This is a genomic window from Brevundimonas sp. TWP2-3-4b1, from assembly GCF_049897665.1.
Lineage (GTDB): Bacteria > Pseudomonadota > Alphaproteobacteria > Caulobacterales > Caulobacteraceae > Brevundimonas > Brevundimonas subvibrioides_B.
Map to the genome: position 1 here is coordinate 1 of NZ_JAFCWQ010000011.1, position 21,843 is coordinate 21,843.

22 protein-coding genes are annotated in these 21,843 nt (G+C 68.4%); 10 read left to right on the top strand and 12 right to left on the bottom strand.

The window, feature by feature from the left end; genetic code table 11:
- The 3 genes from ACP7A5_RS09970 to ACP7A5_RS09980 all read right to left on the bottom strand — a co-directional run.
- The coding region (locus tag ACP7A5_RS09970; protein ID WP_426039459.1) for a hypothetical protein at positions 1–118 on the bottom strand (118 nt) is incomplete at its 3' end.
- 219 nt (positions 119–337) lie between these two features.
- Positions 338–910, bottom strand: a complete 573-nt coding sequence (locus ACP7A5_RS09975; RefSeq protein ID WP_426041778.1) for a cob(I)yrinic acid a,c-diamide adenosyltransferase — start codon at positions 908–910, stop codon at positions 338–340.
- A gap of 4 nt (positions 911–914) precedes the next feature.
- Positions 915–1,118: a twin transmembrane helix small protein gene (locus ACP7A5_RS09980; protein ID WP_425991169.1), complete on the bottom strand. Its 204-nt coding sequence runs from the start codon at positions 1,116–1,118 to the stop codon at positions 915–917.
- A 139-nt stretch (positions 1,119–1,257) separates the two neighbouring features.
- Here ACP7A5_RS09980 and ACP7A5_RS09985 point away from each other — a divergent pair, with 139 nt between their 5' ends.
- Entirely contained in the window at positions 1,258–2,382 is a 1,125-nt protein-coding gene (locus ACP7A5_RS09985) for a hypothetical protein (protein WP_426041779.1), read from the top strand.
- A 174-nt stretch (positions 2,383–2,556) separates the two neighbouring features.
- Here the strand turns inward: ACP7A5_RS09985 and ahcY are convergent, their stop codons facing one another.
- Complete coding sequence (ahcY, locus tag ACP7A5_RS09990; protein WP_426041780.1) at positions 2,557–3,948, bottom strand: adenosylhomocysteinase; 1,392 nt, start codon at positions 3,946–3,948, stop codon at positions 2,557–2,559.
- Between the two features lie 193 nt (positions 3,949–4,141).
- Between ahcY and ACP7A5_RS09995 the strand changes: the two genes are divergently transcribed.
- From ACP7A5_RS09995 to ACP7A5_RS10020, 6 genes are all read left to right on the top strand, one after another.
- The gene (locus ACP7A5_RS09995) at positions 4,142–5,479 is read left to right on the top strand and encodes an amidohydrolase family protein (RefSeq protein ID WP_426041781.1); all 1,338 of its coding nucleotides are present in this window, start codon (positions 4,142–4,144) and stop codon (positions 5,477–5,479) included.
- A complete protein-coding gene (locus ACP7A5_RS10000) occupies positions 5,463–6,410 on the top strand; it encodes an aspartyl protease family protein (RefSeq protein ID WP_426041782.1) in 948 nt (315 codons plus the stop codon). The genes ACP7A5_RS09995 and ACP7A5_RS10000 overlap by 17 nt, the downstream gene beginning before the upstream one ends.
- Positions 6,411–6,450: 40 nt before the next feature.
- Positions 6,451–7,443 carry a biotin synthase BioB gene (gene bioB, locus ACP7A5_RS10005; protein ID WP_426041783.1) on the top strand — a complete coding sequence of 331 codons (993 nt, stop codon included), beginning with the start codon at positions 6,451–6,453 and terminating at the stop codon, positions 7,441–7,443.
- Positions 7,444–7,639: 196 nt separating this feature from the next.
- A complete protein-coding gene (locus ACP7A5_RS10010; protein WP_426041784.1) occupies positions 7,640–8,029 on the top strand; it encodes a Tat pathway signal protein in 390 nt (129 codons plus the stop codon).
- A gap of 39 nt (positions 8,030–8,068) precedes the next feature.
- Entirely contained in the window at positions 8,069–8,704 is a 636-nt protein-coding gene (locus ACP7A5_RS10015) for a DUF4893 domain-containing protein (protein WP_426041785.1), read from the top strand.
- 1 nt (position 8,705) lies between these two features.
- The gene (locus ACP7A5_RS10020; RefSeq protein WP_426041786.1) at positions 8,706–9,944 is read left to right on the top strand and encodes an FAD-dependent oxidoreductase; all 1,239 of its coding nucleotides are present in this window, start codon (positions 8,706–8,708) and stop codon (positions 9,942–9,944) included.
- A 111-nt stretch (positions 9,945–10,055) separates the two neighbouring features.
- Here the strand turns inward: ACP7A5_RS10020 and pyrF are convergent, their stop codons facing one another.
- Positions 10,056–10,775, bottom strand: a complete 720-nt coding sequence (pyrF, locus tag ACP7A5_RS10025; protein WP_426041787.1) for an orotidine-5'-phosphate decarboxylase — start codon at positions 10,773–10,775, stop codon at positions 10,056–10,058.
- A gap of 87 nt (positions 10,776–10,862) precedes the next feature.
- On the opposite strand from pyrF, the gene ACP7A5_RS10030 reads away from it, so the two are divergent.
- Entirely contained in the window at positions 10,863–11,561 is a 699-nt protein-coding gene (locus ACP7A5_RS10030) for a MarC family protein (RefSeq protein ID WP_426041788.1), read from the top strand.
- A 112-nt stretch (positions 11,562–11,673) separates the two neighbouring features.
- Here ACP7A5_RS10030 and neuB read toward each other — a convergent pair whose 3' ends face one another.
- The 4 genes from neuB to ACP7A5_RS10050 all read right to left on the bottom strand — a co-directional run bounded on the left by neuB (position 11,674) and on the right by ACP7A5_RS10050 (position 14,885).
- Positions 11,674–12,696 carry an N-acetylneuraminate synthase gene (gene neuB / locus ACP7A5_RS10035; RefSeq protein ID WP_426041789.1) on the bottom strand — a complete coding sequence of 341 codons (1,023 nt, stop codon included), beginning with the start codon at positions 12,694–12,696 and terminating at the stop codon, positions 11,674–11,676.
- Positions 12,693–13,361: an acetyltransferase gene (locus ACP7A5_RS10040; protein ID WP_426041790.1), complete on the bottom strand. Its 669-nt coding sequence runs from the start codon at positions 13,359–13,361 to the stop codon at positions 12,693–12,695. The genes neuB and ACP7A5_RS10040 overlap by 4 nt, the downstream gene beginning before the upstream one ends.
- 45 nt (positions 13,362–13,406) lie before the next feature.
- The gene (locus ACP7A5_RS10045; RefSeq protein ID WP_426041791.1) at positions 13,407–14,204 is read right to left on the bottom strand and encodes an SDR family NAD(P)-dependent oxidoreductase; all 798 of its coding nucleotides are present in this window, start codon (positions 14,202–14,204) and stop codon (positions 13,407–13,409) included.
- 186 nt (positions 14,205–14,390) lie between these two features.
- Positions 14,391–14,885 carry an Rrf2 family transcriptional regulator gene (locus tag ACP7A5_RS10050; protein WP_426041792.1) on the bottom strand — a complete coding sequence of 165 codons (495 nt, stop codon included), beginning with the start codon at positions 14,883–14,885 and terminating at the stop codon, positions 14,391–14,393.
- Positions 14,886–15,064: 179 nt separating this feature from the next.
- On the opposite strand from ACP7A5_RS10050, the gene ACP7A5_RS10055 reads away from it, so the two are divergent.
- Positions 15,065–17,059: a potassium transporter Kup gene (locus ACP7A5_RS10055; protein ID WP_426041793.1), complete on the top strand. Its 1,995-nt coding sequence runs from the start codon at positions 15,065–15,067 to the stop codon at positions 17,057–17,059.
- 47 nt (positions 17,060–17,106) lie between these two features.
- The gene (locus ACP7A5_RS10060) at positions 17,107–18,447 is read left to right on the top strand and encodes an RsmB/NOP family class I SAM-dependent RNA methyltransferase (RefSeq protein WP_426041794.1); all 1,341 of its coding nucleotides are present in this window, start codon (positions 17,107–17,109) and stop codon (positions 18,445–18,447) included.
- Between the two features lie 216 nt (positions 18,448–18,663).
- Here ACP7A5_RS10060 and ACP7A5_RS10065 read toward each other — a convergent pair whose 3' ends face one another.
- From ACP7A5_RS10065 to ACP7A5_RS10075, 3 genes are all read right to left on the bottom strand, one after another.
- Positions 18,664–19,788 (bottom strand): DUF4167 domain-containing protein, encoded by a 1,125-nt coding sequence (locus ACP7A5_RS10065; protein ID WP_426041795.1) that lies wholly within the window; start codon positions 19,786–19,788, stop codon positions 18,664–18,666.
- A 333-nt stretch (positions 19,789–20,121) separates the two neighbouring features.
- Positions 20,122–21,006 carry a peptide chain release factor N(5)-glutamine methyltransferase gene (prmC, locus tag ACP7A5_RS10070; protein ID WP_426041796.1) on the bottom strand — a complete coding sequence of 295 codons (885 nt, stop codon included), beginning with the start codon at positions 21,004–21,006 and terminating at the stop codon, positions 20,122–20,124.
- Entirely contained in the window at positions 21,007–21,777 is a 771-nt protein-coding gene (locus ACP7A5_RS10075; protein WP_426041797.1) for an MOSC domain-containing protein, read from the bottom strand.
- Between the last annotated feature and the right edge of the window lie 66 nt (positions 21,778–21,843).

Consider the following 21,843-nt stretch of genomic DNA (forward strand, 5'->3'; position numbering starts at 1 on the left):
CCGAGGCCAGCTGCACCCGGGCCTGGACCTCGCCGGTGTTGGGATTGAACACATCGGCGAACCGGCCCGAGGCGCCGGTGAAGGACGCGCCGTCGATGAAATGGTTGATGTCGCGCATGGGGAGTTCCCTGAAGTCTGACTGTTCTTGATTGGCGGGCGGTTTAGCGCGGTCGGGCGAGAAACCCAATGCTTCCCTCTCCCTGTGGGAGAGGGCTTGAGCGTCCAGGAGCGAAGCGATTGGAAACGCCAAAGGGTGAGGGTTGCGCCTTACCGGTGAGGCCGAACCCTCATCCGTCCGCTTCGCGGCCACTTTCTCCCACCGGGAGAAGGAAAAGGATTATCTGGTCCCGCCCGGCACCCATTTCACGTCGCCCGCGCCATTGGCATTGGCGCGGCGGGCGGCGACGAACAGGTGGTCGGAGAGACGGTTCAGATAGCGGACCGCCTCGGGGGTCACCGGGGTTCCGGTCTCGGCCAGACGGATGGCGTCACGTTCGGCCCGGCGGGCCACCGTACGGGCCAGATGCAGGTGGGCCGACAGGGGCGAGCCGCCCGGCAGGATAAAGCTGTCGAGCGACTTCAGGCTCTCGTTCATCCAGTCGATCTCGGCTTCCAGCCGGTCGATCTGGGACTGGACGATGCGCAGGGCCTCCCATTTCGGCGGCGGATCGAGCGGGGTGGCGAGGTCGGCGCCGAGGTCGAACAACTCGTTCTGGATCCGGCCCAGCATGGCGTCGATCCGGTCATTCTGGCCAGAATGCAGCCGGGCGACGCCGAGGACGGCGTTCAGTTCGTCAACCGTCCCGTAGGCCTCGACACGGGGATCGGACTTGGACACCCGGGCGCCGGACGCCAGGCCCGTGTCGCCGCCGTCGCCGGTGCGGGTGTAGATCCTGTTGAGGACGACCACGCCCTCAGCCCCCGTGCGTGGATTTCCACCACAGACCGGTCATCAGCAGCACGATGGCGGTCGCCTGCAGCGCCACCCTTAGCCGCATGAGCTTGTTGGAGTTGGACCGGGCGTAGTCGCCGCCGCGATACAGCGAATAGATGCCGAACCCGAGGGTGATGGCGACCGCACCGATGGCGATCAGGACGAGGATGTCGAAGACGTTCATGGGGCCAACCTAGGCCTCTCCAGACGCCTGCGCCAGCGACCGACGGCGCGACTCCTTACCGCTGTTCAGCTTCGGCTAACCCTGCTTCTCGGCGCGATCCTAACCTTTGCCCTGGACTGTAGCGGGGTCAGGAGCCTGAATGACCGACCGCACGTTCCGCAATCTGGACAATCTGAGGGCCTCCGCGTCGACCGCGCGGGTGCTCAACCTGCTGCGGGTCAGTCATGAGCACGGTCGCACCGATGGCTGGCGCGCGGCGCCCCTGTTCCAGAACCCGACCCTGAACCGCAGCCTGATCATCAAGCACCGGTTGCGCAGGAACGAGATCGACGAGTTCCGGGTGCGCCGATACGTCGCCACCAAGATCATCCTGCCCATCGACGGTTCGGACCTGCGAGCCGGCGGCCGCTATCTGTTCGTGGATCAGGTCGGGTTCGACGGGATGCTGGAACAGTCGTTCGGCATCCGGCCGTCACATCCGGACCGCAGGATCCTGTCGCTGATCGACGAGTTGCCGAGCCTGGACCCCTTCCTGCTGCGCGAGCAGCTGCGTCGCAACGGCCACATGCCGGCCCCCTGCTACTTCAACGTTTCCGAAGCCGACCTGATCCGGATGGCGGACTTCGTGGCCAGAGAGATCACGCCGCTCGTCGACCTCAGCCTGGGACCAGACATTGATCTGGCGGCTGACAATCCCGTGGCGCGCCTGACCGCCAAGATCATGTCGAACTCGGCCGGCGAAGACATGAGCGCGCTCGGCCAGACCTTGATGCTGGCGCCGGAGGAGTATGAGGAGGGCGTCTTCTGCTGGAAGGGCTTCCTCTACTACAAATGGGCGCTGCAGACGATCACCGGCGACATCGGCTGGGTGGTGGACAGCGTTCGCCGCGTCCGCCCCCGGGGCCGCGTGGGCGCCGAGCAGCACGCCGCGATCGACCGCGCGAAGGAACAGGTCCGCCGTCGCATCCATCTGACCTGCGAGGCCACGGCCGACATGCTGCGGGTCTATGACGACGCGTTCCGGGGATTGACGCTCGAGGGCAAGCCGACCGCCTTCCGGGACTTCCTGCGGGATGCGCCGATCCTGTTCGCACGGCTGGGCGAACGTCTGGGCGCCATCCAGCACATCGTCAGCTTCTGGCGTTACCGGATGAGCGGCGACAAGTCCGCGCCGGGGGCGGAGGAACTGCTCGACCTGCTCGCGGACTTCGAAACCAGCCTGTCCGGCCGCGAACGACCGGACGTGCTCGCGCTGGCGGCCTAGAAACCTACCGTCTCCTCCCCGTTCGCCGCTTGGCGAATGGGGAGGTGGCAGCGAGCTCTTCGCGAGCTGACGGAGGGGTTCTTCGTGCGCGCGGAAAGAACCCCTCCGTCTCGCCGCTTCGCTTCGAGCCACCTCCCCACCGCTGCGCGACGGGGAGGAGACCCGTTGTCGTTCCTAGTAGCGGTAGGCTTCCGGCTTGAACGGGCCTTCGGTCGGCACGCCGATGTAGGCGGCCTGTTCCTTGTTGAGCACGGTCAGCTTGGCGCCCAGCTTGGCCAGGTGGAGCATGGCGACCTTCTCGTCGAGGTGCTTGGGCAGGGTGTAGACTTGGTTCTCATAGGCCTTGATGTTGGTCCAAAGTTCGATCTGGGCCAGGGTCTGGTTGGTGAAGGACGCCGACATCACGAACGAGGGGTGGCCCGTGGCGTTGCCGAGGTTCACCAGACGGCCTTCCGACAGCAGGATGATCTTCTTGCCGTCCGGGAACTCGACGTGGTGGACCTGCGGCTTGATCTCGTCCCACTTGAAGTTCTTCAGGCCGGCGACCTGAATCTCCGAATCGAAGTGACCGATGTTACAGACGATGGCGTTGTTCTTCATCGCCCGCATGTGATCGACCGTCAGGACGTCCAGGTTGCCCGTGGCGGTGACGAAGATGTCGGCCTCATGGGCCACGTCCTCGACGGTGACGACCTCATAGCCTTCCATGGCGGCCTGCAGGGCGCAGATGGGATCGACTTCCGTCACCTTCACGCGGGCGCCGCCCTGGCGCAGCGAGGCGGCCGAGCCCTTGCCCACGTCGCCGTAGCCGCAGACCACGGCGACCTTGCCCGACAGCATGACGTCGGTGCCGCGACGGATCGCATCGACCAGCGATTCACGGCAGCCGTACAGGTTGTCGAACTTGGACTTGGTGACGCTGTCGTTGACGTTGATGGCGGGGAACGGCAGGTCGCCCTTCTTGGCCATTTCGTACAGTCGGTGGACGCCGGTGGTGGTCTCTTCCGACACGCCGCCGATGGCGTCGCGGATGGCGGAGTAGAAGCCGGGCTTCTCGGCGATGTAACGCTTCATCACCTTGTAGAGGGCTTCCTCTTCCTCGTTCTGCGGGTCGGACAGGAGGGACAGGTCCTTCTCGGCCTTGGGGCCGAGCACGCAGAGCAGGGTGGCGTCGCCGCCGTCGTCGAGGATCAGGTTGGGATAGCCGCCGTCGGCCCATTCGAAGATCTTGTGGGCATAGTCCCAGTATTCTTCCAGCGTCTCGCCCTTGGTGGCGAACACCGGGGTGCCGTTGGCGGCGATGGCGGCGGCGGCGTGGTCCTGGGTCGAGAAGATGTTGCACGAGGCCCAGCGCACGTCGGCGCCCAGGGCTTCCAGCGTCTGGATCAGCACGGCGGTCTGGATCGTCATGTGCAGGCTGCCGGCGATGCGGGCGCCCTTGAGGATCTGCTGTTCGCCGAACTCTTCGCGCAGCGCCATCAGGCCCGGCATCTCGGTTTCGGCGATGGCGATCTCTTTGTTGCCGAAGGGGGCGAGCGAGATGTCGCGGACGATATAGTCGGTCATGAAGGCGGCTCCTTGAGCGCGGCAGGGTTCGAAGATTGCGCGCGCATATAGCCCGCGAAGGGACATAGGGCAAGAATCATATAAGGATGTCTTTATATGATCGATTTCTCCACCAGCGGCGGAGGAATAGGCCCCGCCCATTCCCCTTGTCGCCTCGACATGCCTAAACTCGATCAAACAGGGGAGTCCGTTCATGAAGGCTGTGATCGCGGGGGCCATTTTCGCCCTGCTGACGGGAACGGTGGCGGCGGCCCAGGACGGGACCACCGCTCCGGCCGCCGGCGCCGTCACCCTGGTCCAGGCGGGCCATTTGCTGGATCGTCCGGGGCAGGCGCCGCGCGGCGCCTCCACCGTCGTCATCCGCGACGGCAAGGTCGAGGCGATCCGGGACGGCTTCGTCGGCGTCGAGGCCTATCCGGCTGCGACCGTCGTCGACCTGCGCGACCGGTTCGTCCTGCCCGGCCTGATCGACAGCCATGTGCACCTGACCTCCGACCGCGCCGGTCAACAAGGCTTGCTGGCGAACTTCACCGACAGCCTGCCCGCCCGCGCCTATGAGGCGGCCGGCAACGCGCGCGACACATTGATGGCCGGCTTCACCACCGTGCGGAACCTCGGCGACTCGGGCGGCGTCACCCTGGCCCTGCGCGACGCCACCGCCCGGCACGAGATCGCCGGCCCGCGCATCATCGACGCGGCCGAGTCCATCTCGACCACTTCGGGCCATATGGACGGCCGCCTCAGCCTCGCCGACGACGTGCGCGAGATGATGGGCGATCAGGAGAACGTCTGTAATGGTGTCGAAAGCTGCCGCGAGGCCGTGCGCATCCAGGTCGGGCGCGGCGCTGACGTCATCAAGATCGCCACCACCGCCGGGGTGAACAGCCGCATCGGCGCCGGCCTCGGGGTGCAGATGTTCGAGGACGAGGCCCGCGCCCTGATCGAGACGGCCCACCTGTACGGCAAGAAGGTCGCCGTCCACGCCCACGGCGCTGACGGCATCGACCTGGCCCTGAGGCTCGGCGCAGACTCCATCGAGCACGGCACCATTTTCGACGACAACACCATCCGGCTGTTCCGCGAGAGCGGCGCCTATTATGTGCCCACGCTCTCGACCGTGAACGGCTATCGCTCGCGCCTCGCCGCCGATCCCAATGCCTATCCGCCCGAGGTCCTGCCCAAGATCCTGTGGCGTATCTCGATCACCGGCCAGTCGCTCCAGGTCGCATATCCCGCCGGCGTCCGCATCGCCTTCGGCACCGATGCGGGCGTATCCCTGCACGGCCGCAACGCTGACGAGTTCGAACTGATGGTCCAGTACGGCATGACGCCCATGGCCGCGATCCAGGCCGCTACCGTCAACGCCGCCGACCTGCTGGGCCTGTCGACGGAGGTCGGCACGCTGGAGCCCGGCAAACGCGCAGACCTGATCGCGGTCGAGGGGGACCCGCTGACCGACGTGACCGTGCTGAAGTCGGTAGGGTTCGTCATGCGCGACGGGCGGATCTATCGCCATGACGAGGACCTCTAGAGGTCACGCGACGCTCCTCCGCCGCGCCCTCCTCGCCGCCGCTCCCGCCCTTTTTCTTTCCGGCCTCGCCCGGGCGCAGGACGCGCCCCCGGTCTCGTCCGTCGAAAGCGTCGAACGCCTGCGGGGCGGGCGGCTGTCGATCCCGGTCTTTATCGACGGCCGGGGGCCGTTCGACTTCGCTGTCGACAGCGCGGCCAACGCCTCGGTGATCGCCGACGACCTGGCGACGCAGCTGGCCCTGCCGTCTGCTGGACCAATAGGGATGCACACCCTGATCGCGCGCGAGATCGTCGAGACGGTCAGCGCACGCAACGTCCGCTCCGGAGACCTGAACGCCGAGACGGTCCGGTTCGCCCTCGCGCCCCGGACAGGCCTAATCGGCGCCGACGGCCTGATCGGGCGCGACCTGCTGGCGGAGCACCGGCTGTTGCTGAACTTCCGTGGCGGGGCCCGGGCCGCGATCAGCCGATCGCGCCGCGTCGACGACAGCATACTCGATCCGCGCCGACCGACCGCCCGCTTCCAGACCCCGGCCGAAGAGCGGCTGCGCGGCCTGCTGATGATCGACGCTCGCTCCCGCACGGCCCAGGCCAAGGCCATTCTCGACACCGGCGCCGAGGTCACCATTATCAACACCGCCTTCGCCCGCGCGGCGCGGGCCTCGCCGATCGTTCTCGACGACGGCTCGACGAGCCGGACGCTCTTCTCCCCCACGGGGCTGAGTGTGGAGGCCCGCCCGATGCAGTTGCGCAACCTGCATTTCGCGGGCATCGGCCTCGATTATGTCCCCGTCCTCGTCGGCGACTTCCACACATTCGACCTGTGGGGCCTGTCCGATCGCCCGGCGGCCTTGCTGGGCACAGACGTGCTGGGCCTGTTCGAGACAGTGATCATCGATCTCAAGCGCGGCGAACTGATCCTGGAGAACTGACGCCCTTGCGTCCGATCGCCGACTGAGTCACCACCCCGCCATGACCGATCTCAGCACCCCCCGCCAAGACTGGACCCTGGCCGAAGTCGAGGCCCTGTTCGCCCGTCCGTTTATGGAACTGGTGTTCGAAGCCGCGACCCTTCATCGCCGCTGGTTCGATCCGTCGGAGGTCCAGAAGTCGCAACTGCTGTCGATCAAGACCGGCGGCTGCGCCGAGAACTGCGGCTACTGCTCGCAATCGGCCAGCTTCGACACGGGCCTGAAGGCCGAAAAGCTGATGGACACGACCGCCGTCCTCGCCGAGGCCATGGCCGCGAAGGCGGGCGGCGCGTCACGCTTCTGCATGGGCGCGGCCTGGCGCGAGCTGAAGGATCGCGACACGCCGAAACTCGCCGCCATGATCTCGGGCGTGAAGGCGCTCGGTCTGGAAACCTGCGCGACGCTCGGGATGCTCACCGCCGATCAGGCGAAGCAGCTGAAAGCGGCCGGGCTCGACTACTACAACCACAACCTCGACACGGGGCCGGAATACTACGCCGAGGTCGTGACGACCCGGACCTATCAGGATCGTCTCGACACCCTGGAGCACGTCCGAGACGCCGGGATGTCGACCTGCTGCGGCGGCATCGTGGGCATGGGCGAGAGCCGGCGGGACCGCGCAAGTCTGCTCCACGCCCTAGCGACGTTGCCGGCGCATCCTGACAGCCTGCCGGTCAACGCCCTGGTGCCGGTCACTGGCACGCCCCTGGGGGAGCGGGTCCTGAAAGAGGGCGAGATCGATCCGATCGAGTTCGTGCGCACGGTCGCCGTCGCCCGCCTGGTTTGCCCCCGCGCCATGGTCCGCCTGTCGGCCGGACGCGAGACCATGAGCCCGGAGATGCAGGCGCTCTGCTTCCTCGCCGGCGCGAACTCCATCTTCGTCGGCGGCAAGCTGCTGACGACGCCCAACCCGGAACAGGACGAGGACGCCCGGCTGTTCGCCCTGCTGGATCTGAAGCCGATGGAGCCCGCGCGGGTCGAGGCGGCGGCTTAGACGAAATCTCCCTCCCACCCCGGGGAAGGATTTTCGCGCAACGACGCGGTGGGGAGGACCGTGCGATGGGGATGCAGGCCCGTGAGGTTTGCCTTGCCGCCCCACCCGACTTCGCTTCGCTCAGCCACCCTCCCCATGAAGGGGAGGGAGAAATACGCAAACCCGCCCTTAACCGCCTCCATGTCACAAGGGGCGCATGAAACGTCGCGCCCTTCTCGTCGCCCCGCTCGCCCTCGCCGCCACCCCTGCCCTCGCGTCCGGCGGCGGCGGAGGCGGATCGACCGGCGGCTATGTCCGCTATCCCACCGTCACCGCCAGCACGATGCGCGCCGACGGCCGCCGGGGCGTGATGACGGTAGAGACCGGGGTCGACGCCCCTGACGCCGCCCTGAAACTGCGCGCTGAACAGTCACAGCCACGCATGCGGGCGGTGTTCAACATCCTGGTCCAGCGCGAGGCCAACACCCTGCTGCCCGGCGGCGTACCGAACGTCGAACGCCTGGCCGCCCAGCTGCAATCGGCGACCAACATCATCATGGGCCGCCGGGGCTGCCACCTGCTGCTCGGCACGGTGATGATCGTCTGACGGCTTGACGTCAGCCAAGGCGTGAGGCCCCTTGCGGCGATGCGCATCCTCGCCCTTACGACGACACTAATTCTGGCGGCCTGCGCGAGTACGCCGCCCCCTCCCCCTCCACCGCCCTCGGGGCCCGGCGCCCCTGTCCTGCGGGACTGGCGCAGCATCATCACCGCCATCGACCGCGACCGCTATGCCCGCAGGGACGCCGCCTGGCGCCTGGCGCTGGAGCAGGCTCGCCGCCAGCCCGGTTCGGGCGATCTCTCCTCGCTGGGAGACCTGATCGAGAGGGACGCGGCGCGCAACAGCGTCGCGCCCCCGCCCGGCGACTACCGCTGCCGCACCATCAAACTGGGCTCCCAGGGCGGAGAGACCGGCCTCGGCTTCGTCGTCTACGGCTGGTTCGACTGCCGCATCGAACAGACGCCGCGCGGCCTGAAATTCTCCAAGACCACCGGCTCCCAGCGCCCCTCCGGCCTGCTGTTCCCCGAGGACGCCCGCAAGATGGTCATGCTGGGCTCGATCGCCCTCGCCGCCGAGCCGCCCGCCAACTCCTATGGCCAGCGCCCGGACCGCGACATCGTCGCCGTGCTGGAGCGGATCGGCGAGGCCCGCTGGCGCCTCGTTCTCCCCTGGCCCCAGAACGAGTCCAACCTCGACCTGATCGAACTGGTCCCCAACTAAGGTGCCCGGGACCGTCGCCGTCATCGGCGCCGGACCGACCGGCCTGGCCCTCGCCCTCATGCTGGCGCGTCAGGGTCGGCGCGTCGTGGTCCACGAACGGTTCGACGAACCGCGCCCGATCGGCGCCGGCTTCATGCTCCAGCCGACCGGCCTGCATGTGCTCGACCGCCTCGGCCTGACGGACAGGGTCGAAGCGCTCGGCCAGCCCCTCGAACACATCTTTGGCCGCGAGGCGCGTCGTCGCCGCCTCGTCCTCGACGTCAGCTACGCCGACCTGAGGTCGCCCCGCCCCGGCGGCGTCAACGCCCTGGGCGTCCACCGCGACGCCATCTTCCAGGTCCTTTACGACGCCTGCCTGGCCGGGGGCGTCGCGTTCGAGACCCGCCGGGACATCGCCGCCGCCGCCGACGGCCGCCTGACCGACGCCAGCGGCAGGACCGGCCCGCAGTTCGACCTGGTCGTCGACGCGGCGGGAGCCCGCTCGCCCATCGCCCGCGACCTGCTGGTCCGGCAGGGCAGTCGCCGCCATGAACTGGCTTGGGGCGCCCTGTGGGCCACCGTGCCCTGGCCCGGCGATCCGTTCGACGCCACGGCCCTGGAACAGGTCTATCGGGGCGCCTCGCGCATAATCGGAATCCTGCCCGTCGGCGCCCGCCCCGACAGTCCCGACCGGCTCGCCACCTTCTTCTGGAGCCTGAAGCCCGCCGACCACGACTATTGGCTGCGCGCCGGGATGGAGCGGTGGAAGGCCGAGGTGCGCGGCCTGTGGCCCGAGGTCGCCGGCCTGCTGGAAACCATTCCCGATCCCGAGTCCCTGACCCTCGCCCGCTACGGCCACCACACCCTGCCCCTGCCTGTCGCCGACCGGCTCGCCGTCGTCGGCGACGCCGCCCATTCGACCAGCCCGCAGCTCGGGCAAGGGGTGAACATGGGATTGCTGGACGCCATCACCCTGTCCAAGGCGCTGGCGACCCACGCCGAGCTGGACGAGGCGTTGCTGGCCTACGCCCGCATCCGTCGCTGGCATGTGCGGCTGTATCAGGGGCTGTCGATGGGCTTCACCCCCTTTTATCAGGCCGACGGCCAGGCCCTGCCCTGGGTCCGCGACCATGTACTGGGCAAGCTCGCCCGACTGCCGTTTGCGCCGCGGATCCTGGCCGCGACCGTGTCGGGGGTGCTGCTGGATCCGCGACAGAGCCCAGGCGAACGGGACGGCTACCCTATGGTCAAGGCTCCCTGACGTCAGCGCCGTCGCCGGCACGGACCGCCGCACCCCGCCCGGTCCGGATCGGACAGCGCCGGCCACTCGCTTCACCTCGGACCCGGTCCACTGGACCTCGGGACTGAATACCTAGCGGACGGCGTCCATCTCGGCGGCGATCCGGGCCGCCGCCATTACCGGGTTCTCGGCCGCGATCACCGGTCGCGCCACCACCAGATGGGTCGCTCCAGCCCGGAGCGCGTCGGCGGGCGTCGCCACCCTCTGCTGGTCGCCCAGGTCGCCGCCGGCCGGGCGCACGCCGGGGGTCACGATCAGGAAGTCCGGACGCCCGGCCTCGATGGCGATCTCGCGCACCCGGGCGGCCTCCAGGGGGCTGGAGACCACCCCGTCAACGCCGCAGTCCAGAGCCTGACGCACCCGCGCCTCGACCAGGTCGGCGGCCCTGGCCGAATAGCCGATCTCCTGCAGGTCCTCATCCGACAGGCTGGTCATGACGGTGACGGCGAGGATTTTCGTGGCCTGGGCGCCCCGCCCCTTGACGGCCGCCCGCATCACCTGCGGTTCGGCATGGACGGTCAGCAGGTCGCAGCCGCCCTCGGCGACCGAGCGCGCCGCCCCCTCCACCTGGGCCCCGATGTCATGCAGCTTCCAGTCCTGGAACACCGTCTTGCCCATGGCGCGCAGTTCGTGGGCGAAGGCGACGCCGCCGGGACGAGCCAGAAGGGTCAGCCCGACCTTGTAGCTCTCGACCCCGTTGCCGATCCGCTGGACCAATTCACGGGCCGCTTCGATGGACGGCAGGTCCAGCCCTACGATCAGGCGCGGGTCGGACAGGAGAGGCGAGGTCATCGACGGGCTCCGCGTGACCGGCTAGACCCGGCGCACAGGGGTGCGTCGGCGGACCGGCGTTCAATGATGTAGGCTAGGAAAAAGGCAATGGACGCGCTCGATCTGGGGGTCAACCTGTTCGTGGCCCTGTTCGCCCTGGTCGATCCCATCGGCAACATCCCCATCTTCGCCGCCGCCACGGCCGGCGCCAGCGCCCGCCAGCGGTTGTCGGTATCGGCCCTGATCTGCCTGTTCATCGCCGCCTTCCTGGTCTTCTTCTTCTTCACCGGCCTGTGGCTGCTGCAATTCTTCGGCATCTCGCTGGCGGCGTTCCGGATCGCGGGCGGCATCCTGTTGCTGCTGCTGGGTCTGGACATGACGCGCGGCGACTTCCTGACCATGTTCGCCGACAAGGACGCCCTGACCGATGCCCAGGACGTGCGCGGCTACGCCAGTCGCCGGTTCAAGCGACTGATCGTCCCCTTCGCCATTCCGCTGCTGATCGGACCGGGCGCCATCTCGACCATCATCATCCAGGCCGGCGAGGCGACCAAGCTGGGCTACGCCGGCACCATTGCGGGGCTTCTGGCCATCGGCGCGGCGGCCCTCGCCACCTTCATCACCTTCGCCGCCACCGGACCGATCAGCCGGGTGCTGGGCGACGTCGGCATGGCCATCATCGTGCGGGTTCTGGGCCTGATCCTGTGCGCCCTGGCGATCCAGTTCATCCTCGCGGGTCTGGGCGAGGCCCTGCCGGGCATGTTCGCCATCAGAGTGACGGCGCCCTATCCGGCAGGCGGGCACTGACCCTGTCTCTCTCCCCTTTATGGGGAGGTAGAAAGCCAGCTCTAGAGCAGCGAGGGCCTGATTCACGCTTTCGACAGAAGCGCGCAGCGCTTCCGTCTCAAACGATCAGGCTCTAGGTCAGATCTGTCGGCTTGAGCCTGGTCCCGGCAGCGATACGCCGCGTGGCCGTCTTCCCCACCACATCCCTCTGCTTCGCCGCCGAAATCCCGTCCCCCGGCCGCAGCGCGATCAGGTCGTCGGCAGCAATCACCGCCCCCGCCGCGATGTCCCGCGCCGCGAACAGACTGCGGCGGGCGACAGTCATGATCTCGCGCTCGGCCTCCACCGGGCGTTTGACGCCGTCGCCAAGCGAGGCCTCGACGGTGCGGATACCGGCGATCAGGCGGGCGAGGCCGTTCGGGTCCATCGACATGGCGTGGTCGGGACCGGCCAGGTCGTTGTCGAGGGTGAAATGCTTCTCCACCACCGTCGCCCCGCGCGCCACGGCGGCCAGGGAGACGGCGTCGCCGAGCGTATGATCCGACCAGCCGATCGGCCGTCCGAAAGCTTCTCCCAAAGCATCCATGGCCCGCAGGTTCGCGTCCTTCGCGGGGGCCGGATAGTTGGAAACGCAGTGCAGGATGGTCAGGGGCGGATTGCCGCCCGCCTCGATCCAGCCGACCGCCTCGGCCACCTCGTCCAGGGTGCTCATGCCGGTGGACAGGATGACCGATCCGCCGTGGTCGGCCGCCAGCCGGGCCACGCCGCGCACGAAGGGTTCGTTGGTGATCTCGCCGGACGCCAGTTTGAACTTCGTCATCCCGATCCCGGCCAGGAAGGCGGCGCTGTCGAGGTCGAAGGGCGAGGACATGAACTCTATGCCGAGGACGCGGCAGTGGTCGGCGATGCGGGCGAAATCGGCGTGGGGCAGCTCGAACCCCTTCAGCATCTCGACGGCCGACGGCGCCCCGGCATTGGCCTTCTGGTATTCGGCCAGGGGGGCGTCGACGGCGATCACCTTTTCGGTCGTGAACGTCTGGAACTTGACCGCGTCGGCCCCGGCGCGGTGCGCGATCTCGACCAGCCGCAGAGCCAGGCCGAGGTCCCCGTTATGGTTCACTCCGGCCTCGGCAATGAAGAAGACAGAAGCAGTCATTTCGCCTCCAGCGGGCGGGCGGGATTGCCGATGACGGTGACGCCCGGCGCTACATCCTTCGTCACCACCGCCCCCATGCCGATGACGCAGCCGCGCCCCAGCACCAGCGGCTTGTCGGGCGTCCCCTGACGGATCACCGCGCCTGTGCCGACATAGACGTGATCCTCGACCAAGACATTGCCGTTCAGACTGACCCGGGGCGCGAAGGTGACATAGTCTCCGATCACGCAGTCATGGGCGACATAGGCGTAGATGTTGCACTGGAACTGGCGCCCTATCCGGGCGTCGGCCGTCACCATGCTGAAGGGCTGGAACACCGCACCGGAGCCGCAGTCGAGGTCCTCGGAGAGCAGGACATTGTCCGCCTGGATCGACAGGGGCAGGCATCCCGCCGCCTCCAGCCGTTCGGCGATGGTCTGGCGCATGGCGCCGTCGGCGATCGCGAGGGCGAAATAACGGTTGCCGTCGAGGGCCAGAAACTCCGCCTCGGAGAGAACCGGCGCCGCGTTGACGGGCTCCCCGCCGTGGCGGTCGACGAAGACAACCCGGCCGGGCTCGATCTTCAGCTCAGGACGATGTCTGAGAAAGGCGCGGGCGACGGGCAGGACTTCGCGCGCGAAACCGCCCGTGCCGATGATGCCGAACGTGGGGGCGTGCTGCGACATGGTCCGGTGTTCCGGTGATTTGCCGCCTTTCTCAACCCACGCGGCTCAAATCCGCTTCAGCCGCCGCGCATGGCCCGCCACCATGTTGAGCGCCAGGCCCTCCGACAGCAGCTTGCCGAGTGCGGCGAGGACATTGTTCATCGCCCCGGGCGTCACCCTCGGCCGATCCGCCTCGCAGGCGTCGTAGGCGACCCGGGCCACGTGCTCGGCCGTCTGCCACATCCATGGGGGATAGGCGGAGGACACCTGCTCACGCGAGCCGTTGACGTCGTGGAACTCCGTCAGGGTGTAGCCGGGACACAGGGCGGTGACGTGCACCCCGGTCCCGCGCGTCTCCAGCCAAAGCCCCTGGGACGCCTTGATCAGGAAGGATTTGATCGGGCCGTAGAGGGTGTCGCCGCCGGTCGCGGGCATCTGTCCGGCGAGAGAGGCGACATTGATGATCCGCCCGAAGCCGCGCGCGACCATGCCCGGCAGGAGAAGCCTGGACAGAGCGACGGGCGCTGACAACATGACCTGGACCATGGCCGCATGCTGGGCCGGGTCGGTGGCGAGGAAGCCCGTCGTGCGCGAGAAACCGGCGTTGTTGATCAGGCCGTCGACGACAAGGCCGCGCGCCGCGATGGCCTCGACAAGCCGGGCGGGCGCCTCGGGCTCGGCGAGGTCGGCGGTGATCACGGTCGAGGCGACGCCGTATCGGGCGCTGATCTCGGCGGCCAGCACCGTCAAGGCCGCCTCCCGGCGCGCGGTCAGGATCAGGTCCCAGCCCTTTTCGGCATAGACGCGCGCCAGGGCGGCGCCGATTCCTGCCGAAGCTCCTGTAATGAGGATGGCGCGCTTCATTTCTTTCGTCATCCTCCGGGGAAGCGCAGCGAAGACCGGGAGACCCAGCGGCGCGCATGAGCCCGAAACTGTCGCACACTGCGACGCAATAAATCTCGCGCGAAAAGATCGCCTTCGGGGCCGCGGGGTCCCCCGGTCTGCGCCACGAAAGCGCGGCTTGCCGGAGGATGGCGAAAGAAGGGTTGGCTAGGCGGCGACAGCGCCGGCGGCGCGGATCGCTTCGGCGCAGGCCGGGTGCTCTTCCAGACCATCGAGGGCGGCGGACTTCTGGGCCAGCAGGTCGGCGATGGTGATCTTCCTCAACGAGTCCGACGCGGCCCGGTCGGCCAGGGTCAGGACCTTGGCCACCTGACGCGGAATATGCTCCCCGATGGGGCAGCCCTTGGCGCCCAGGGGCGGCGACCCGAGATGGGCGCAGCCGTTGACCGCTTTCAGAACTTCATCCAGCCGGATCTCTTCCGGCTGCCGCAGCAGCCAGGATCCGCCGGACGCGCCGGGACGGGTGGCGATCAGCCCGGCCTTGGACAACAGGGCGGTGACCCGCCGGATGACCACGGGATTGGTCGGCACCGAGGCCGCCAGAATGGCGCTGGGGCAGGCATGGGCGGCGTCATACGCGCCCTTGTGGGCCAGATAGGCCAGGGCGTGGGCGGCGACGGGAAAGCGTTGACTGTCTGACATTTTCGTCCGGTTCCAGTCCTCAAGGTAGGCGCCCGGGACGGGATTCACAAATCCCGGCCGATTGCCCGCCGAACACGGTGCAACTGAAACCGTTTCCATGCGATTGAACCGACCGCGGAATGAGCCTACAGGCCCTCCGCTTTGATGGGCCCGCCGACCGCGGCGCCCGGAGGATATTCATGGCAGGGGACGCATCCCCCGGCGACGGCGCTTCCCCCGCCCCGCCTGCTCCGTCGACCGCTTCCAGGTCCGCGCCCGAGAACGGCCCTGCCGGCGCCCCCGCCGCGCATGGCTCCACCGCGCACGGCGTGGGCAAGGCTGGATTCTGGGGCCTGACCATCGGCGCCATCGGCGTGGTGTTCGGCGACATCGGCACCAGCCCCCTCTACGCCCTGCGCGAAGCGATCGGCCATGCCCAGCGTGGCATCGGCGGCGAACTGGCCGTGATCGGCGTCGTCTCCCTGGCCTTCTGGGCCCTCATGATCGTGGTGACGTTCAAATACGTCATCTTTCTGATGAGAGCAGACAACAAGGGCGAGGGTGGGACCCTGGCCCTGATGGCGCTCGCTACCCACGCGATCGGCCGGCGGTCGGCGTGGATCTTCATCCTTGGCGTCTGCGGCGCGGCGCTGTTCTACGGCGACGGCATCATCACGCCCGCCATCTCGGTTCTTTCGGCCATCGAGGGGGTCAAGGACGCCCCCGGCGTGGGCACGCGTCTGGACGCCTTCATCGTGCCGATCGCCGCCGCCATCCTGATCGGCCTGTTCCTGGTCCAGTCACGCGGCACGGCCAGCCTGTCGAAATATTTCGGCCCGCTGACGGCGGTGTGGTTCCTGTCATTGGGGGCGCTGGGCCTCTACCACATCTTCGACGACCTCTCGGTGTTGCGCGCCCTGTCGCCCCACTACGGCGTCATGCTGCTGGTCAACGACGGCTTTCTCGGCTTCATCATCCTGGGCAGCGTCTTCCTGGCGGTGACCGGGGCCGAGGCGCTCTACGCCGATATGGGACATTTCGGCAAAGCGCCGATTCGCATGGGCTGGCTGTGCTTCGTCCTGCCTTGCCTGACCCTGAACTATCTGGGCCAGGGCGCCCTGATCCTCGCCGATCCCGGTGCGGCTGAGAATCCGTTCTGGTCGATGGTGCCCGAGTTCGCCTACTGGCCGATGCTCGCCCTCGCGACCATCGCCACCGTCATCGCCTCACAGGCCGTCATCACCGGCGCCTTCTCGGTGACCCAGCAGGCGGTCCAACTCGGACTCCTGCCCCGCATCGACATCCGCTTCACCTCCGAGACCCAGGCCGGCCAGATCTTCGTCCCGGCGGTAAACACCTTCCTGATGATCGGGGTGCTGGTGCTGCTGTTCGTGTTCCAGAGCTCGCACAACCTGACGGCGGCCTACGGCGTCGCGGTCACCGGGGTGATGCTGATCAACACCCTGATGAGCTATTCGGTCATCACCAAGAAGTGGAAATGGCCGCTGTGGGCGACACTGGGCGCGCTTGTTCCGTTCGGCTTCATCGACAGCGTCTTCCTGACCTCCAACCTGCTGAAGATCCCCGACGGCGCCTGGCTCCCGCTGGTGCTCGGCGCGGTCCTGGTGCTGATCATGTGGACCTGGACGCGGGGGTCCCAGATCCTCTCGGCCAAGTCCAAGAAGGACAGCCTGCCCCTGACCGACCTGATCGAGATGCTGCGCGCCCGCCCGCCGCATCGTTCGCCGGGCACGGCCATCTTCCTGACCTCGGACCCCGACGTCGCGCCGGTCGCCCTGATGCACAATCTCAAGCACAACAAGGTGCTGCACGAAAAAAATGTCATCCTGACGGTCCGCACCACCGACCGGCCGCGCGTGCATGAGAGCGAGCGCGTGCTGATCGAACCGATCAACGACGACTTCAAGAAGATCACCCTGAGCTACGGCTTCATGGAGAGCCCGGTCGTGCCTCGCGCCCTGAGCCAGTGCCGCAAACAGGGGCTGAAGTTCGACATCATGTCGACCAGCTTCTTCCTCGGCCGCCGCTCTGTCGTGCCCTCGGCGACGCAGGGGATGCCCTTGTGGCAGGACAAGCTTTACATCTTCCTGATGCGCAATGCGGCCAACCCGACCGACTTCTTCCACATCCCGCCCGGGCGCGTGGTCGAGCTCGGCACCCAGGTTTCGGTGTGAGCGGGGGAACGCCCAAGGGCAAGAACTCGGGCGCGCGCGGGCGCCGCATGGCTGACAAGGCGCGCGGCCCTCGCCGTGAGCCGATCGTTCGCACGACCGAACCGGACGGCGCGGCCGATATCGGCGTCGAGGCGCGCATCGCCGCCGGCGTCCTGCTGAACGCCGCGCTCGAGCGCCGGAACGGGCTGGACGAGGCCATGGCCCTGCCGGAGCTGAAGTCCCTGCCGGGTCCCGACCGCGCCTTCGCCCGCGCCGTCGCCATGGCCGCCCTGCGTCGCCTGGGTGAGATCGACGCCATCCTGAATCGACGCCTGCAGAAGTCGCCGCCAGAGGCGGTGCGCACCATCCTGCGCGTCTCGCTGGCGCAGACGCTGGTGCTGGAGACCCCGGCGTTCGCCGCCGTCTCCACGGCCGTGAAACTGGCCGAGCGCGACGCCAAGACCCGCCCCTACAAGGCGCTGGTCAACGCGGTCCTGCGCGGCATCGAGCGCGAAGGCCCGGGTCTGACCACGGCAGAATCCAACCTGCCCGACTGGATCTCGGCGCGCTGGAAACAGGCCTATGGCGCGGCGACCCTGGCCGCCATCGCGCTCGCCGCCCGCGACGAGCCGCCGACCGATCTCAGCCTCAAGCCCGGCGAAGACGGGCAGGCTCTCGCCGACGCCATCGAAGGAACCGTCCTGCCCGGCGGAACCGTGCGTTCGGGCGTGCGCGGCGATGTCGCGGCCTGGCCCGGCTACGAGACCGGCGGCTGGTGGGTTCAGGATGCCGCCGCCGCTGTGCCGGCCCGCCTGCTGGCCCCCAAGGCCGGCGAGACTGCGCTGGACATGTGTGCGGCCCCCGGCGGCAAGACGCTGCAGCTCGCAGCGTCCGGCGCGACCGTGACGGCGCTCGACAGGTCCGAACCGCGCCTGCGTCGTCTGCGCCAGAATCTGGAACGTACCGGACTGATCGCCGAGATCGTGGTCACGCCCGGCGAGGACTGGAACGACCCGCGCACCTTCGACGCCGTCCTGCTGGACGCGCCCTGCACCGCCACCGGCACCCTGCGTCGCAATCCTGAAGTCCTGCGCGCCACCAAGCCCGCTGAGGTGGCGAAGCTTGCCGATGTCCAGCACCGGCTGCTCGACGCCGCAGCCGAGCGCGTCGCGCCTGGCGGTCGTCTGGTCTACTGCGTCTGCTCGCTGGAGCGGGAAGAGGGCGAGACCCAGGTCATCGCCTTCCTGCGCCGCAACCCGGCCTTCAGGACCACGCCCGCCGATCCGGCAGCCCTGGGTGCTCCGGCCGAGGCCCTGACGCCCCAAGGCTGGTTGCGCATCCTGCCCTCGATGTGGGCCGAGAACGGGAGCCTCGACGGCTTCTTCGTCGCCCGACTGGACCGACTCTAGGCCGCCGCCTTCGGTCGATCATCCTCAACCGATCCCGGGGCGCGAAGGTCGAGCGGCCTGGTGTGATGGTCGCGGCAGCCCGAGACACGCGAACTGTCGCTTCGCCAGCGCCACGGCGACGACAGGCAGAACGAAGCCCATGACACATCCTCCGGAGCCGGAGGATGTGTCATGGGCGGCGTCATCATAATCTTGAGATTGTTCTTCGCAGAGAGACTACTCGCCTTCGGCGGGAGTCTCGGCCTTCTTGCGCGGGGCCCTGCGCTTGGGCGCGGGCGTTTCGCCGTCGTCCGACGGGGCGGACGCCTGTGCGACGGGAGCAGCCGAACGGGTCAGGAAGCCGGGCAGGCTCTGTGTCGTATCGGCCTGCGCCTCGGCGCGCGGCGCACGGGTGCGACGAGCCGGACGTTCCGCCTGTTCCGGCGCGGCGTCCGCCGGAGCGGCGTCGACCGGCGGCGTATAGGTCACCGGTGCGGTGGAGGCGATGAAATCGCCGCCTTCGCGCGCGTTCTCCGAACGAGGGCCGTCGGTGCGGCCCTCATTGCGTCCGCCTTCGTAACGCCCGCCCTCGGAGCGACCGCCTTCGGCCTCTTCATAGGTGCGGGTGTCGGGCGTGCCGCCTTCGGCTTCATAGCGGCGGTTGCGTTCCTCGCGACGACGCTCCCAGCGTTCACGGCGGGTCTCACGGCGACCGCCTTCGCCCTGGACGTCGCCGTCGGCGCGCGGCTGGCCGCCGTCCTGGTTGTCGCGGGGCAGGTTGTCGCGGGGTTGGCTGTCGCGGGTCTGGTTGTCGCGGGGAGGACGCGGAGTCCATTCGCGGTCGCGGTTCTGGCCGTCACGGTTCTGGTTCTCGTCGCGAGGCGGACGCGGCGTCCACTCGCGTTGCTCGCGCGGCTGCTGCGCCCCCTGGGCGGCCTCGGCGTCGCGGGCGTCGCTCTGCTGCTGGATGCGGTCGGCGGCCTGTTGCGCGGCGAGGAAGGCGGCGGCCTGGGCCCCCGTCTCGTCCTCGAAATCGATGTCATAGCCCTGGTTGGACAGTTCGCGCGCGGCGATCTCGCTGACCGGCCTTTGCGGCTGCAGGGCGCGCAGGACGCGGAAATAATGTTCGGCGTGCTGGAGGTAATTCTCGGCCAGAACCCGGTCACCCGACGAACCGGCGTCGCGGGCCAGTTGCTGGTAGCGCTCGTAGACGGTCTGGGCGTTGCCGCGGACCTTGATGTTCTCGGGACCCTGCGAGTCCCACGAACGGTTCGGGTTCGCCGCATTGGCATTGCCGCCACTGCCGCCACCGGGTTTCCGGTTGCGACCGCGCTGGCGCTTCATGCCCTTGAAATCTCGCATCGAGGCTTACCGTGCTGGTTTGGCGTGTCCCTGCGCGACTGTGGCGAGGGGGTCAGGCCGGTTGTCTGTGGTTCCGGTTCGCTTGGGGGCCAATCCCCGGCGGCGATGTTATCGGAAGGATCTTCGTCGCCCGTCGTGGTCCGCAGGCGATGAACACCGCCGACCTTCACGCGCGTCCCGGCCGAGCGTCGCTGGACCTGAGACGGTTCAACGAGATGCGGAAGGGAGGGAGACAACCAAGGACTTAGCGCGCGCCGGGGAGGTTTCCAAGAGGTTTGTTTACGGCCTCGCCTCCCCGTTCGCCGCTTCGCGAATGGGGAGGCGACATCAACCTCAGCCCTGACGGATCGGCGTCGTGCGCGGATCCGGACCGTTGGTCACCACGCGGTGACGGTCGCCCAGGTCCTTGACCACCTTGACACCCGTCAGACCGGCGGCCTCGAACAACGCCTTGACCGCCTGGCCCTGGTCCCAGCCGATCTCGACGGCGAAGACTCCGCCGGGCTTGAGGATACGGGCGATCTCTGGCGCGAGGTCGCGATAGGCCTGCAGCCCGTCCGGCCCCCCGTCCAGCGCCAGCAGCGGATCGTGGTCGCGCACCTCCGGGTCCAGGGCGGGGATATCGTCGGACGGGATATAGGGCGGATTGGAGACGACCAGGTCGAAGCTGTGGTCGCCGAACCCTGCCGCCCATTCGGTGCGCAGGAAGGCCGCGCGGCCGTCGAGGTCAAGGTTGGCGGCGTTTTCCTTCGCCACGGCCAAAGCTTCCGATGAGATATCCGTCCCGACGCCATGCGCGCCCGGGCGGTCGCCCAGCACTGCGAGCAGGATAGCGCCTGACCCCGTCCCGAGATCAATGACGCTGAAGGCCTGGGCCGGCTCGAAGGCCAGCAGGGCGACGTCGAGGATGGTCTCAGTGTCCGGACGCGGGCTGAGCACGTCGGGGGTGACGTTCAGCATGATCTTCCAGAAGCCCTTGCGGCCCAGGATGCGGGACACCGGCTCGCGGCGCAGGCGGCGTTCGACATAGCCGGCCAGGGTCGCCGACTGGTCGGGCGTCAGGGGCCGGTGCGGATCGGTCAGGATGTCCAGTCGGCTGGCGCCTGTCGCGGCCTCCAGCAACAGGCGGGCGTCGATGGCCGGGCTGTCGATGCGGGCGGCCTTCAACGCGCCTTGCGCAGCCTTCCAGGCGGCGACGAGGGTGGTGGGTTCGGTCATTCAGCAAAGCTCCGCGCGGTCGCCGACGGTCAGCGCGCCGCTGGTTCCGACCGAAAGATAGAGGCCGCACCAGCGGTGGCCGTAAAGGTCATGGAGAGCGGAAAGCACATCGATGTCCCGCGTTCCTGTTTCCGGGCCCACATGGGTGGCGACGCAGCGAACGATCGGCTTGATCGCCGTCAGCCTCGCCTCGCCGAGCGCCAAGTCGCGCCCGACCCAGTCGTTCTCGGCCCAGGCGGGCCAGCCCTCGACCCAGACGTTGGCGCGGAACCGCAGGGGGTCGACCGTGACGCCCAGCCGTGCGGACAGGTCGCGCACGCTGGCAAGGTTCAGCACCGAGACCGCCCCCGCGGGATCGTCCATGAACCGATGTCCGCCGCCGCCCAGGAGGCGCAGCGGCGCGGTCGCCGCCTCGCCGAGGAAATCGGTGAGCCAGTCCTCCAGCCGCCGGTCGTCCTCGGGGTCGCCGAGTTTCACCGACAGGTTTGGCGCGCCCTCGCTCGACACATGCAGGGTATCGGTCGTCTCGTCCCACCGTGTGCGAACCCGCGCGATCTCCGGCAGTCGCGCCAGCACAGTGAACCGCATCTTCGAGATATGAGCCGGAGCCCGGGGATCGAAGCCCGAGGGCCCGACCTCGACGGCCCGCAACCGGTCGCCGGGAAAGGCCTGGCCGGCCGTCAGCATCGCCCGCTCCAGCGGCTCGGGCGTGAAACCCTTGACCGGATGGCGGCACAGGGCGGCGACAGATGCGGAAGAAGTCTCGGCCACGGCCGGTCAGTGCCCCAGCGAGCGAATTCAGGCAAGATGAAGCTCAGCCGGAACACGGCCCGCCGC

Excerpts from the sequence above, each read along its gene's own strand:
- prmC (WP_426041796.1), bottom strand. The coding sequence starts at position 21,006 with ATGACCGAACCCACCACCCTCGTCGCCGCCTGGAAGGCTGCGCAAGGC.
- ACP7A5_RS10050 (WP_426041792.1), bottom strand. The coding sequence starts at position 14,885 with ATGTCAGACAGTCAACGCTTTCCCGTCGCCGCCCACGCCCTGGCCTAT.
- ACP7A5_RS10055 (WP_426041793.1), top strand. The coding sequence starts at position 15,065 with ATGGCAGGGGACGCATCCCCCGGCGACGGCGCTTCCCCCGCCCCGCCT.
- ACP7A5_RS09980 (WP_425991169.1), bottom strand. The coding sequence starts at position 1,118 with ATGAACGTCTTCGACATCCTCGTCCTGATCGCCATCGGTGCGGTCGCC.
- ACP7A5_RS09995 (WP_426041781.1), top strand. The coding sequence starts at position 4,142 with ATGAAGGCTGTGATCGCGGGGGCCATTTTCGCCCTGCTGACGGGAACG.
- ACP7A5_RS10030 (WP_426041788.1), top strand. The coding sequence starts at position 10,863 with ATGGACGCGCTCGATCTGGGGGTCAACCTGTTCGTGGCCCTGTTCGCC.
- neuB (WP_426041789.1), bottom strand. The coding sequence starts at position 12,696 with ATGACTGCTTCTGTCTTCTTCATTGCCGAGGCCGGAGTGAACCATAAC.
- pyrF (WP_426041787.1), bottom strand. The coding sequence starts at position 10,775 with ATGACCTCGCCTCTCCTGTCCGACCCGCGCCTGATCGTAGGGCTGGAC.
- bioB (WP_426041783.1), top strand. The coding sequence starts at position 6,451 with ATGACCGATCTCAGCACCCCCCGCCAAGACTGGACCCTGGCCGAAGTC.
- ACP7A5_RS10040 (WP_426041790.1), bottom strand. The coding sequence starts at position 13,361 with ATGTCGCAGCACGCCCCCACGTTCGGCATCATCGGCACGGGCGGTTTC.
- ACP7A5_RS10010 (WP_426041784.1), top strand. The coding sequence starts at position 7,640 with ATGAAACGTCGCGCCCTTCTCGTCGCCCCGCTCGCCCTCGCCGCCACC.
- ACP7A5_RS10065 (WP_426041795.1), bottom strand. The coding sequence starts at position 19,788 with ATGCGAGATTTCAAGGGCATGAAGCGCCAGCGCGGTCGCAACCGGAAA.
- ACP7A5_RS10060 (WP_426041794.1), top strand. The coding sequence starts at position 17,107 with ATGGCTGACAAGGCGCGCGGCCCTCGCCGTGAGCCGATCGTTCGCACG.
- ACP7A5_RS10000 (WP_426041782.1), top strand. The coding sequence starts at position 5,463 with ATGACGAGGACCTCTAGAGGTCACGCGACGCTCCTCCGCCGCGCCCTC.
- ahcY (WP_426041780.1), bottom strand. The coding sequence starts at position 3,948 with ATGACCGACTATATCGTCCGCGACATCTCGCTCGCCCCCTTCGGCAAC.
- ACP7A5_RS10045 (WP_426041791.1), bottom strand. The coding sequence starts at position 14,204 with ATGAAGCGCGCCATCCTCATTACAGGAGCTTCGGCAGGAATCGGCGCC.
- ACP7A5_RS10015 (WP_426041785.1), top strand. The coding sequence starts at position 8,069 with ATGCGCATCCTCGCCCTTACGACGACACTAATTCTGGCGGCCTGCGCG.
- ACP7A5_RS09985 (WP_426041779.1), top strand. The coding sequence starts at position 1,258 with ATGACCGACCGCACGTTCCGCAATCTGGACAATCTGAGGGCCTCCGCG.